11 protein-coding genes are annotated in these 12200 nt (G+C 41.8%); 4 read left to right on the forward strand and 7 right to left on the reverse strand.

Annotation, left to right across the window (positions count from 1 at the left end; genetic code table 11):
• The first annotated feature begins 3 nt into the window (after positions 1 to 3).
• Positions 4 to 1104 (forward strand): GerAB/ArcD/ProY family transporter, encoded by a 1101-nt coding sequence (locus MHI33_RS19245; RefSeq protein WP_340913207.1) that lies wholly within the window; start codon positions 4 to 6, stop codon positions 1102 to 1104.
• Positions 1101 to 2246, forward strand: a complete 1146-nt coding sequence (locus MHI33_RS19250; RefSeq protein WP_065097905.1) for a Ger(x)C family spore germination protein — start codon at positions 1101 to 1103, stop codon at positions 2244 to 2246. Before MHI33_RS19245 ends, MHI33_RS19250 begins: the two co-directional genes overlap by 4 nt.
• Before the next feature lie 12 nt (positions 2247 to 2258).
• On the opposite strand, the gene MHI33_RS19255 is transcribed toward MHI33_RS19250, so the two are convergent.
• Positions 2259 to 3656, reverse strand: a complete 1398-nt coding sequence (locus MHI33_RS19255; RefSeq protein ID WP_065097904.1) for a bifunctional glycosyltransferase family 2 protein/class I SAM-dependent methyltransferase — start codon at positions 3654 to 3656, stop codon at positions 2259 to 2261.
• A gap of 137 nt (positions 3657 to 3793) precedes the next feature.
• Positions 3794 to 5158, reverse strand: coding sequence for a sugar porter family MFS transporter (locus tag MHI33_RS19260; RefSeq protein ID WP_278176838.1), 1365 nt, complete (start codon positions 5156 to 5158; stop codon positions 3794 to 3796).
• A gap of 270 nt (positions 5159 to 5428) precedes the next feature.
• On the opposite strand from MHI33_RS19260, the gene MHI33_RS19265 reads away from it, so the two are divergent.
• Positions 5429 to 6394, forward strand: a complete 966-nt coding sequence (locus MHI33_RS19265; RefSeq protein ID WP_268484672.1) for an LCP family protein — start codon at positions 5429 to 5431, stop codon at positions 6392 to 6394.
• 390 nt (positions 6395 to 6784) lie between these two features.
• Entirely contained in the window at positions 6785 to 7666 is an 882-nt protein-coding gene (locus MHI33_RS19270) for a Cof-type HAD-IIB family hydrolase (RefSeq protein ID WP_185847322.1), read from the forward strand.
• 56 nt (positions 7667 to 7722) lie between these two features.
• Here the strand turns inward: MHI33_RS19270 and MHI33_RS19275 are convergent, their stop codons facing one another.
• From MHI33_RS19275 to pgsB, 5 genes are all read right to left on the reverse strand, one after another.
• Complete coding sequence (locus tag MHI33_RS19275; protein ID WP_340913218.1) at positions 7723 to 8946, reverse strand: C40 family peptidase; 1224 nt, start codon at positions 8944 to 8946, stop codon at positions 7723 to 7725.
• Positions 8947 to 9053: 107 nt separating this feature from the next.
• Positions 9054 to 9224 (reverse strand): hypothetical protein, encoded by a 171-nt coding sequence (locus MHI33_RS19280; RefSeq protein ID WP_003213661.1) that lies wholly within the window; start codon positions 9222 to 9224, stop codon positions 9054 to 9056.
• Positions 9221 to 10387 (reverse strand): CapA family protein, encoded by a 1167-nt coding sequence (locus MHI33_RS19285; RefSeq protein ID WP_044140085.1) that lies wholly within the window; start codon positions 10385 to 10387, stop codon positions 9221 to 9223. The genes MHI33_RS19280 and MHI33_RS19285 overlap by 4 nt, the downstream gene beginning before the upstream one ends.
• A gap of 18 nt (positions 10388 to 10405) precedes the next feature.
• Positions 10406 to 10855, reverse strand: coding sequence for a poly-gamma-glutamate biosynthesis protein PgsC (gene pgsC, locus MHI33_RS19290; protein WP_012011488.1), 450 nt, complete (start codon positions 10853 to 10855; stop codon positions 10406 to 10408).
• A gap of 15 nt (positions 10856 to 10870) precedes the next feature.
• On the reverse strand, positions 10871 to 12052 hold the full coding sequence (gene pgsB / locus MHI33_RS19295) for a poly-gamma-glutamate synthase PgsB (protein WP_012011489.1): 1182 nt from the start codon (positions 12050 to 12052) through the stop codon (positions 10871 to 10873).
• Positions 12053 to 12200: the final 148 nt, after the last annotated feature.

A 12200-nucleotide genomic window follows, 5' to 3' on the forward strand; every position in this document is an offset into this window, starting at 1 on the left:
ACGATGTACAGAGCTGAGAAGCTATCATTGTTACAAGTCACCATTCTGTGCAGCTCTACAATGATAGGCGCTGGAATTTTAACCATTCCTTGCAGTTCTGCCAATTCAGGATTCCCTGATGGCTGGATCATTGTATTAATACAGGGAGTCATCTTTGCTTTCATTGCTTTTTTGTTAGGATGGATTGCTGAAAAAAATGCGCCGGATACCATTTTTGAGTCAAATAGAAAAGGAGCCGGTGCCATCATTGGCACGTTCTTTAATTTAATGCTGATTGCCTATTTACTAGGCATTGTCGGCTTTGAAGCACGTGTACTCGGGGAAGTGGTCCAATTTTTCCTGCTGGAATCGACTCCCATGGTAGTGATTGTGATGATTTTTCTTCTCGTGGCGATCTATCATTTGAAAAGTGGTATTTTTCCAATAATAAAAATGGTGACATACATATATCCGATGACGATGATTATTTATATTGGGCTCATGCTGTTTAGTTTGAAAATATTCAACTTTGATTACTTACGCCCAGTGATGGCGCACGGGTTTAAAGATTTCAGTAATTTGTTCTCTCAAACATTTATTCAATTTACAGGCTTTGAGGTCATTTTGTTTGTTGTACCACTCATTTATAAAGACAAATGGTCGAAGGCAAAATGGGCCGCTGCGATCGGGGTCGGAATTACCTCACTTATCTACTCTCTCACGCTCTTTATTGTGATTGGTTCCATGACCGTTGGAGAAACGAAATCCCTCACCTGGCCCACTGTCTCCCTCATTCAAGCACTAGAACTTGAAGGGGTCTTCATTGAAAGATTTGACATTTTTTTGCTGACGATCTGGACGTGCCAGCAGTTTATTTGTATGCTTGGCTTTTTCCAATTTGCGATTAAAGGCTGTCACACGGTCTTTAAGACGACCAATGTAACGAGACTGCTATGGCTGCTGTTTTTGATTACCTCTGCCCTCTCTTTATTTCCGAGAAATATCAATGAAGTCTTTTACTACTCTACTTTACTCGGCTACGCATTGTTCGCGGTTTTAGCCATTCCTTTTATTACAGCTGTTCTGCTGATGATACGCAAAAAATGGGGAGGTCGTTCTGCATGAGAGGAAGACGTGTAATGTTCATCTTTTTGTCCTGCTGTCTTTTCCTTCTATCAGCGGGATGCTGGGATTTAAAGGATATTGAAAAACTATCGTTTGTACGCGGTGTTGGTATTGATGAGGAAGATGAGGATGGCGTTAAGCTGACCTACCAAAACCTTGTACCGAAAACAGGCGGAACACAAGAAGCCGATTCTCCCGGCTATGTGAATGTTGTCTCGAAGGGAAAAAATGTGCTGGAGGCTGTCAGTAATGTCGCCTTGAAGGACCCGCCGATCTATAGTGATCACCTGAAAATCTTTTTGTTTGGTAAAACCCAGGCGGAGCAACACGATATTCAAGGAACACTCAATCATTTTATTCGAGATGATGAGGTTCGGCGAAGCAGCTATCTCCTCGTGACACGAGGAGATGCGTCAAAAATCATCAACCAAAAATTGAAATCACAGCAAAAGGTCCCAGTTGAGCATATCTTCGAAACATCCAAAAATCGAAGCTTTAACGGAAAGATCGCACCGCCAACACGTATTGGCCGGGCGTCTGATTACTTTCAGATGGGCGTTAGCTTCCTTGTGCAAAGTGTAGATGCGATAGACGGTGAACTTATTTATGATGGAGCAGGCATCATTCACGGAAAAACACGTAAGCTGATCGGTTTCATCCCTGCGAAGGATGTCCAATCTTTAAACTGGGTGATGGACCGAATTTCAGGTGGCGTTGTACCTGCCACCTACAAAGGTTATCCGATAACGTATGAAATCAAAAAAGCAAAGACGAAGGTCGAGCCCTATCTGAAAAATGGAAAGGTATCCTTTAAAATTAGCGTACAAACTAATGGAAAATTGTCTGAGGATCAATATCCTCCTGAAAACTCATTCGATGAGCAGTATATCAAACGATTTGAGCGGATCTTTGCTCATAAAATTAAAGAACGCATTCAAAAAGCGATCCATCATGTGCAAAAAGAAGTGGGCGTTGATCCCATATTGTTTAACAAGCAGTTCCGTATGAAATATCCTGACTATTGGGATCGGCATGGTACCGAGTGGGATAGGCTCTTCCAAGAAGCAGCCATTGATTACGATGTCAAAGTCAGCATCTTGAACTTTGGTGCAGAAGGTGCAACAAAAAGCTTCAAATGGTAATGCAAAAGGCGGTTATCCCGAAGGGGAGCCGCCTTTTTTACGCACGACAAGTAAAAGCTGATATAGAGTCACTTGATCAGTCAACGCTTTTGTTTGAAAGCCAAGTGACACTCCTACTCTCGCCACCTCGTCAAAAAATAATTGGACGTTTTGATCAATCGGAACATTGATCCTCTGCTCGATCACCCGTTCAAACAAATGGTCTGGGAAAAGCGCACGCATTGTATTTGGTGTGAAGAACCTCAGGTGACCTCGGTCTAAAATTCCTACATCTTGATACGTAAAATCCCCTGTCATTAACGGGAGAAGCACCTCTGCATGCATCATGTTGGGCAGGCAGCAAATGATCACGCCGCCTGGCTTTAAAGATGCGTGCGCTTGTTCAATGATGTGCCAAGGATCTGACACATGCTCTAAAACATCCGAAAAAATGATCGCATCAAAAAAAGCCTCTTTCTCTAACCACGGGTACTCATCTGCTTTTGCCTCGATGACTTCTTTGTAATATGCCTTTGCGATGGCTGCTTTTAATGGATCAGCCTCTACTCCGTACATGTCAACAGACTGCCGATTCATTAGTTCAAGCCCTGTTGCTCCTGCGCCGCATCCCGCATCCAGTACACATGCAGCATCTTCAGGCAACAGTGCCGCAAAGTACGGATGAGGGGTCATCAAATTAAGATCAATGCCCCATTTATCTAAAAACCGAAGCCTGTTCTCTGCAAACAATGTAGAGATGTTCGTTTCTTGATTCGCTCGAAAGGTTGCATGACCGTGATGATGCACAAATGAATCGTGAACGATTTGCAGCTGATATCCCTTGAGCAAGGATCTCAAACAAAGGTCGTCATCCTCAAATGATCCATACACGAACCGTTCATCAAATAAACCCACCTCTTCAATAAGCTCTCTTTTCACAAGCAGACAAAATCCCACAAGCCGATGTACATAAGTTCTCTGACCTTTTTTCGCAGCCGTATAATTCTTTGCAAAAGCTGGGAGCTCCTTCACATCTGTATACGATGGCTCGACCATTTGAGGACCACTCACATAATTGGAGACTGGTCCTACCATCCCAATACGTTCTGATGCAAATAACGCCTCTTTTAATGGAGAAAGCCAGTTTTCCGTCACGATCGTATCGTTATTTAAAAAAAGAATGCTATCTCCTGTCGCTTTTTTCGCTCCTTGATTACAGCCCTTTGCAAAGCCTCGATTTTCTGCATTTTCTATGAAAATCACATCTTTCAACTCTCTCACATATTCCTTCGTCCCGTCGGTTGACGCATTATCAACGATGATGAGTTCATATTGGTCACTTCGGGTATGCTGCTTAATGCTGTCAATACATTTTTTCGTTAAATGCAGTTCATTGTATGTCAGGATGACAATGCTCGTTTTCCCTTTCATCTCATTTCCACCTTTCTCCCGTCTGTTCCATATGTATGTCATATGCAGCACGTTCAGAAGATGAGAGATTGTCCTTTCTTAATTAAACGTTTGTTTAATTAAGAAAAACCAGCTGCATGCGTGCAGCTGGTCATTGTTCACACCGTTTTTCCTTCTTCACCTGTGACGGCATGGTTCCTCTTTTTTAAATCTTCTTCAATTTCTTCAAGACTTTTCCCTTTCGTTTCAGCCACCATATATTTCACAAATAAGAAGGCACCTACGCCAATGACCGCATAAATGAGGAAGAGATTACTGATACCCATCGCGCTTAGTAAAGTTGGGAATGTAAGCGAGATGATTAAATTCCCTGTATGAAGGAGGAAGGTAGAGACGCCCGTACCGATTCCTCGGACATGTACTGGGAACAGCTCAGGAAGCATCACCCAAACGACTGGACCCCAGCTGACAGCAAAGATGACGATGAAGAGTCCTAAACAAATAATGGTTGTCCATCCTGCAGCTGTTGACCCCTCGAAAAATCGATTGACCACTGATAGGACTATTAAACTAAGGACCATGCCAGCATTCCCAAATAAGAGCAAAGCTTTACGCCCTACACGGTCAATAATTTTAATCGCCACAAACGTCATGACAACATTCACAGCCCCAATTCCGACGGTTCCTAAAATGGCCGCTGAATTGCCAAAGCCAACGCTTGTGAATGTTTTTGGTGCATAGTAAATAATCGTATTGGTACCGATAAACTGCTGCAAAAAGGCAAGACCGACACCAGCGATTAATGCCGGGCGTACCCATGGCTCAAATAATTCCTTAAAACCGCCTTTTTCTTCACTTTCCGCCTGTTGAATGTCTGAAATTTCTTCTTCAACTTCTTGCTTACTCTTTCTGAGTTTAGATAATATCTCTTTCGCACGGTCTGCCTGTCCATGGACAAACAGCCAGCGGGGGCTTTCTGGCATCAACATAATCCCACATAATAAAAGCACAGAAGGCACGACCGCAATTCCAAGCATCAGGCGCCATGCCTCTGCATCCGCTAAAGAGTAATTCACAATATAGGCGAGAAGAATACCCAATGTGATCATGAGCTGGTTTAATGAGGACAGTGCACCTCTCGATTCCTTTGGAGCAAGTTCAGATAAATATAATGGAACAATCGTGGTCGAGCACCCGACAGCAAGTCCTAGCACAATCCGGAATAAGACCATCACTTCCGTATTCGGAGCAAGGGCTGTACCAAATCCGCCAATAATAAATAAAATCGCTGCGGCGATGATGGCTTTTTTCCGCCCAAATTGATCTGTCAGCTTTCCAGATAGAGAGGAACCGAGCATCGCTCCGATTAAAATTGAGCTGACAACAAGTCCCTCTGTAAATGCGTTTAACCCTAAATCCTCTTTCATAAATAAGATGGCGCCAGAAATGACACCTGTATCATAGCCATATAAGGCGCCGCCGAGTGCGCCGAAAAAATAAAGCCATCCATTCCGATTTTTCATGTTCATAACCCCTCTTTTGTTCTGTATGTACTGGATGTTTCTCTATGGAAAATCATTTTCCTCACTTTCTGTCACTTCAAACATTTCGATGTTTTATGACAAATATATTTCATTTGCGTATCATTGAAACTTTTTACGATAAGGAAACGTCAATTAAGCATTAGTGAAAAAAACGTCGCACTATATCCCGTTTTAAGGTATATTTGTTTTAGTTTGTAAGCAAAAAAAGGACATCTTTACTATAAAAAACATAGCGAGGGTTTAAAATATATGGATCAATCAAGAACTAAACGCAAAGGGAAAAAGCGTTTAAAGCCATGGGTGAAAGTCACTCTGTTTATCATCGGTATTCTTTTACTAACAACCGCTTCTGTCACAGGCTATGCCTACTATAAAGTGACAAATGCTGCCAAAAAAGCGCAAGTATCTTTAGATCGCGGCGCTCAATCTGTCAAACGGATTGAAGCATTCGATCCTGGGAAAGACAGCTTTTCTGTCTTGCTGCTTGGTATTGACAGCAGACCGGGCGAAACAGTGAAACAAGCACGAAGCGATGCGATGGTCTTAGCAACCGTCAATCGTACAAATAAAACCGTGAAATTATTAAGCATTCCAAGGGACTCATATGTAAATATTCCAGGGCATGGCTATGACAAAATTACACATGCACACGCATTTGGCGGTGCAGATTTAACCTTGAGTACAGTCGAAGATTTACTAGATATTCCGGTTGATTTTGTGATCCAAAGTAATTTCAAAGCATTTAAAGAGATCGTCAATGAACTAAACGGGGTCTCTATTAACGTCAAGGATAAATATGTAGTCAAACAGGTTCTAAAAGATACAAAGGGCAAGGTACAGCTTCAAACAGGAACTCATACGCTAGACGGTGATCAAGCTCTCGCATATGTGAGAACTAGAAAAGCAGATAGTGATTTAATGCGCGGGCAGCGTCAAATGGAAGTATTAAAAGCCATTTTTGATAAATCAAAATCGTTAACATCTATTCCGTCATATGACAATATCATTGATACGCTTGGTGATAATGTCGCGACCAACCTTTCAATGAAAGAGCTAGTCGGGCTTTTCCCACTTCTGACGTCATTGAAATCGGTAGATACCATTCAGCTTAAAGGCTCTGATTACCAGCCAAACGGGGTTTATTATTACCAATTGGATCAAAACCAGCTAAACGAAGTGAAGACTGAATTGAAGAAGCAGCTTGAATTATCATAAAACAGAAAGCGTCCCCAAAGGGCGCTTTTTGATTGTTGACAAAGGGCTAAAATGGTTTTTATTTTAGCTCTTTGTCTTCTTTTCAGCGCGATAGAACTCTAGGAAGGACGAGCACAGAAGCGGAGCGAATTTAATATTCGTGAGCATCGGTGCACAGGACTGACACCGAATGCGAGGGTTTGTCTACACGCTGAAAGCGTCCCTAAGGGGCGCTTTTTTACTTGCTAACGATGATGCAGATTTTTCCCCTTTGGCTTATTTCCTTGATCATTCGATCATTTTTGTTTAGCCTTGATAGAGAGGAACAAGCATCGTATTGCTCATGAGAAGGAACGAAATCGTACATACTTTGAAGAGGCTATTGCATGCATGAAGGAGGATTTGACAGCGATGAAAAAAATGATTGCGATTGATTTAGACGGTACACTTTTAAATACAAAAAGTGAAATATCTGCTCAAAACAGGGAAGCATTGATCCGCGCGAAGGAAGCGGGATATATTGTCACCATCTGTACAGGGCGGGCGACTTTTGATGTGAAGGAACTGCTTGGCGATTTGGATATCCCTATTATTGCAGCAAACGGCGGAACCGTTCATACAGAAGGTTACGAACTTTTCAGCCGTATCACACTTGACCAAGAAGCAGGAAAACGAGCGGCTCAGGCATTAGTAGAACGAAACATTTACTTTGAGGTCTACACGGACGATGCGCTCCTCTCTCCTTTTGATGGAAAAGAGAAGCTGAAAGCAGAATTTGATGTGATCAAAAGCGCGAATCCAAATGAAGATGTAGCTGATTTATGGGAAGGGGCAATGACTCAATTCAAACAATTTGGCATCAAACCAGTGGATGATATTCGTCAGATTTTTGAGTCGAATGAAGCGACCTATAAATTACTCTGTTTCTCGTTTGATATGAATAAACTACAGGAAGCACGAGATCTCCTCGCGGAAATGCCTGAGCTTTCATTGACCTCTTCTGGAAAACATATCATTGAGGTTCTTCCAAAAGAGTCTGGAAAAGGACATGCCCTCAAAAAGCTCGCAGCTCATTATGGCGTAGACCGCTCACATATTTATGCGATCGGCGACAGCCCCAACGATCTATCCATGTTTGAGGAAGCAGGCCACCGCATTGCAATGGGGAATGCAGTCGATGTCATTAAAGAAAAGAGCACCTACATTACAAAAGGTAATCATGAAGACGGTGTTGCTTACTTTATTGATCTGCTTTTACAAAATCAATTCCACGAAAAAAAGACGCTTGTCTGATCAGCGCCTAGAGAGAAGTCTAAAAGTCCGATACGAACGTGGATCGGGCTTTTTCTTTATTTTTTAATTCGAACTGCCGTCTCATACTTATCCTTCCAGTACGTACTTGTTTTCATATTCGTAAGCACGACACCATTTGAGACGGTCATATGAATGACTTGATTTGATCCTGCATAAATGGCCGGTATCAATGACGTTCCACTAAAGAAAACGAGATCTCCCGGCTTCAGCTCCGACCGTTTCACAGGCGTACCTGCCTTGACTTGACCTGCCGCATAACGAGGCAGCTCAATACCAAGTACTTCTCGATACACATACTGTGTGAACCCTGCTGTGTCAAAGCCTTGCTTTGGATTCGTCCCACCTTTGACATAAGGAACTTCTCCAATATACGTAGCGGCTCTTGAGACAATCGGGTCTTCTTTTGCTAATTTCAGCTCCGTTAATCGTTTTGCACCTGTCCATTTTTCGCGCCAATACGATTCAGACAAATAAGAAATTGTGACACTTTCCGAACGGCTCGCATGAATAAAACGGTCGCCCCCAATATACATCCCTACATGAGAAATGCCTGGCTTATATGTGTTGCAAAAAAAGACAAAATCCCCAGGACGTATATCATCTAATGCTACTTTTTCTCCAACCATCCACTGCTGTTCAGCACTTCGAGGCAAATAAATCCCTAGTGATTTTTCAAATACATATTGTAAAAAGCCTGAACAATCAAAGCCAATCTTAGGGTCTGCTGCACCAAATACATAAGGAATACCTAAATATTTCATCGCATCTTTCACAAGACGATTATCCGAGATTGCCGGTGTGCCGGGAAGTCGTTTGACTGCATAAAATCGGTCCGTCCAGTATTTGCTTTTGCTGACGTCTGTTTTCACGACACCTTGACTAAGCGTGATGTGAATGACCTGATCGTTACCAGCGTACAACGCTACATGTGTCGGGATATCCTTTGTTTCTTCAAGGCTGCGAAAATATACAAGGTCACCTGGCTGGGCTTTGTCCCATGATACCTTTTTTCCAATCTGATACTGGTCGATTACCTTCCGCGGCAAATCAAATACTCCTGATGTCTTGTACACATATTGCGTAAACCCTGATACGTCAAAGCCCGTTTTTGGATCGGTTCCTCCTTTATGATAAGGTGTTCCAATCAGCTTTTCCGCTTGCTGCAAAGGAGACACTGTTTGAGCAGATATTTCTGATTGAGACATGAACATCAGCCCTACGAGCGCGCATCCAGCAATCACTATTCCTTTCCATTTCATGATCTTTCTCCCTCCTTTCTTCTATAGTTTCGGCATGACACCTAACTTTTTACACCTTTTTTCGACAAAAAAGAGCACGCAATGCGTGCCCTCTATGCTCGTTAGAGTTATTTACTTGCTTCCGTTTTTGACTGTTTTTGTTGTTCGATTTTCTGCATTTCAACCGAGATCTTTTGTTTTTCATGATCTGTGAGGCTGTCACTAAATTTAAAAGCAGACATAAAGACAAAGACTAAAATTAATGCAACAAACGGCCAGCTTGCTTTTAGGAATTTCATTTCTTCTCTTTCCCTCCGTTTTCTTTTAAGTGTTTAACTTTATCAGCGTGATCTACTTCAAAGAAAATGTGTCCGTCTTTTTCTTTCCAATCCGCATTCGTACCATTTGTCAGCATACGGATAATGGATTTTGATTCAAATGATCCTGCTTTAACCGGAGCAGGTGTTGCTTCTTTGATGTACATTGGGACAACTTCAAATGTCGCTTTTCCATCTTCATTCAGATGATACTGAACAAGTGCAGAATCACGTGTTCTTGACCAGCCTTGGTCAAAAATAAAGTTTCCTAAGCTATAGAAGATCGCCGTGCCGTTATAGACTTCCATTGGCTCAAGAACGTGCGGATGAGCACCGATAATGATATCAGCACCAGCCTTAGACATCGCTCTTGCCAATTCTCTTTGTCTATCGTTTACCTCATTGTTGTACTCCTGTCCCCAGTGAGCATGAACAACGACGATATCTGCCTTTTCAGCAGCCTGCGAAATCATCGGAATAAAGATAGATGGATCGGCTGGCAAGATACCCGCCTGGCGATTCGTTGCTTTAAAATCTTTCCCATACACATCAGTAAAACCAAGTGTAGCGATTTTGACACCATTTACTTCTTTATACGAAATGTTCTGCTTCGCATCCTGAAGGTTATGGCCTGCGCCTGTATAATCCATGTCAGCTTGTTTAAAGGCATCAATCGTTTTGTTTAGCCCTTTTTCACCATAGTCTGCCGCATGGTTATTCGCAAAGTTTAATACAGAGAAATTCAAATCCTTCAACGCTTTGACAGAATCCTCATCTGTTTTTAAATGAATATTCTTTTGCGCCGCTTGTTCCCGGTCTGATGCGACTGGATGCTCAAAGTTACCAGTCACATAATCTGACACATCAAAGTATGGTTTGGCATAGCGAAAGAGATGCTGTTTTCCATAACGGTCTGTTACTTTCTCTACGTTTCTTCCAAACATAATGTCACCGACAAACGAAGCGGTCAGGATGTTTTCTGGATTCTTTTGTACAGTTGGCACTTTTGCTTGCCCGATAAACGTAAATAGAAATGTACAAGCAATGACGATCGGTAAAGCAATCAGTACATGTTTATTCGTTTTTTTCTTTTGGTTCTTTGTGATTTTCAGCAGCTTTTCCTGAAAGCTCAATTTTTTATTCATCATTGGACACACCTTATCTTAAAATAGATAGTAAACATACATGATGGCAAATGTTGCACCACTTAGAAGTAACGTGCTTCCAAGGGTAATCGTAAGACCTTGCTTTTGAATCGTATTTGCAATCAATCCAGGAACGATAATACCGATTCCGCGGAATTCTGCTATTTCAAATGGGACCACTGGATAGAAGAAATCAAAGACTAGCTTTAAGGCAATCCCTGTAATCAGCATCGCAGCAAACTTTCTGCGTCCGTATAAAATCATAAATTTCGATAGACCAAAGCGAACGATGACATACGTAAGCAAGCTGACAGATAAGACAACTAAAATGAAGACTGGCTGGTTAAATACAAGCGCCAGATAACCTGGGACAACAAGTCCAGCTGGTACGATTCCTGTTTTTTCTGCAAAGATTAAACTAAGTAGAACACCTAAAATTAACGAGATATAAAGATCTGATCCGAACATTTTCTATATTTCCTCCTAGCTGACAAGCTGCTTAATTTTGTATTCTTGAATTTTTTCGATTAACGGTTCAGCGGCACCATGAATATTGCCGACTCCATAAACCACTCGATTATGAAGCTTTTTCTCAAGCATGTTCATAATTTCTTCTGTAGATTGATATTCAAGGTTGTGTAAGTGGTCAGCCGGAATTTTTCCATCCTCATATGCCTTTACAATTGGATCTGTTGTTTCACCAATTAAGACGAGATCACTTGCTTCAATATAAGGAAGTACATCCTCCGCAAACTGGATCGTTCGATCTACACGATCCGCACGGCAATTCATGATAATAATCGGTTCATCTGTTGGATATCCAATTTCTTTCACACGCTTCCAAATGTTCAATGTAGATGATGCGTCATTTGCCGCAAAACCATTTACAAAGTGTCCAGGTGTTTTCGCATCCATTAATGGAAGAATTCTCATCGCTCCTGGATCAGGTGGCGCATTTAACATTCCTCGGAATGCCGTATCTTCATCAATTCCTAATGCCTGTGCAACACCAAGTGCAAGTGAGGCATTATCTGGGAAGACCATGTACTCAAATTTCCGTAAATACTCATCAGAAATCTTGGAATTATCTGCAACAATGACTTCTGTATTGCGTTTTTTCGCAATCTCTTTAAAGAAATCCGTATATTCACTATCCGTAATAACCAAGTGTCCATTGTAAGGAATTGTCGCTGTAAAGGCTTCTGCTATTTCATCAAGTGTCGGCCCCATGACGTCCATATGATCTTCAAGAACGTTTACGATCACGCCAATATTCGCTTGAAGCAGCTCTTCCTGAAAGATGATTTGGTAATCTGGATTTACAGCCATACATTCACTGACGATGGCATTTGCTCCTCTTTCAACGGTTTCTCTCATAACTTCCTTCTGCTCACCGATATTCGGTCCTTGCGGTTTCCTTTTAATCGGTTTCTCCTCTGGCGTATCCCAATAAATCATTCTTGCATCTGTTCCCGTTGTTTTGCCGACAGTTTTATAACCTGCCTCCATTAAGATACCGGTTGTCAATCTTGTAACGGTAGACTTTCCGCGAATACCATTAATATTGACGCGCACCGGTAGGGCATCGATATTTTTCTGGTGACGCTTCTTTTCAATAAAGCCAATCCCTAACATGATGACACAGGCTATAACGATTAACCACATCGCTTATCTACATCTCCTTTTTTTATGAGTGTGATATGTAAATTCACTCAACAGTATATAGGTTCAGCATAAAATCACAATCGGTATTATGTAACATAATCTTTCACTTCCTCGTATGCCAAAATCCTCTAATCAGAAGGTGGATTGA

The organism is Bacillus sp. FSL K6-2971, from assembly GCF_038006405.1.
GTDB classification, from domain to species: domain Bacteria; phylum Bacillota; class Bacilli; order Bacillales; family Bacillaceae; genus Bacillus; species Bacillus pumilus.

Coding starts and splice junctions, on each gene's coding strand:
- MHI33_RS19245 (WP_340913207.1), top strand. CDS start 4: ATGTACAGAGCTGAGAAGCTATCATTGTTACAAGTCACCATTCTGTGC.
- MHI33_RS19250 (WP_065097905.1), top strand. CDS start 1,101: ATGAGAGGAAGACGTGTAATGTTCATCTTTTTGTCCTGCTGTCTTTTC.
- MHI33_RS19255 (WP_065097904.1), bottom strand. CDS start 3,656: ATGAAAGGGAAAACGAGCATTGTCATCCTGACATACAATGAACTGCAT.
- MHI33_RS19260 (WP_278176838.1), bottom strand. CDS start 5,158: ATGAAAAATCGGAATGGATGGCTTTATTTTTTCGGCGCACTCGGCGGC.
- MHI33_RS19265 (WP_268484672.1), top strand. CDS start 5,429: ATGGATCAATCAAGAACTAAACGCAAAGGGAAAAAGCGTTTAAAGCCA.
- MHI33_RS19270 (WP_185847322.1), top strand. CDS start 6,785: ATGAAAAAAATGATTGCGATTGATTTAGACGGTACACTTTTAAATACA.
- MHI33_RS19275 (WP_340913218.1), bottom strand. CDS start 8,946: ATGAAATGGAAAGGAATAGTGATTGCTGGATGCGCGCTCGTAGGGCTG.
- MHI33_RS19280 (WP_003213661.1), bottom strand. CDS start 9,224: ATGAAATTCCTAAAAGCAAGCTGGCCGTTTGTTGCATTAATTTTAGTC.
- MHI33_RS19285 (WP_044140085.1), bottom strand. CDS start 10,387: ATGAATAAAAAATTGAGCTTTCAGGAAAAGCTGCTGAAAATCACAAAG.
- pgsC (WP_012011488.1), bottom strand. CDS start 10,855: ATGTTCGGATCAGATCTTTATATCTCGTTAATTTTAGGTGTTCTACTT.
- pgsB (WP_012011489.1), bottom strand. CDS start 12,052: ATGTGGTTAATCGTTATAGCCTGTGTCATCATGTTAGGGATTGGCTTT.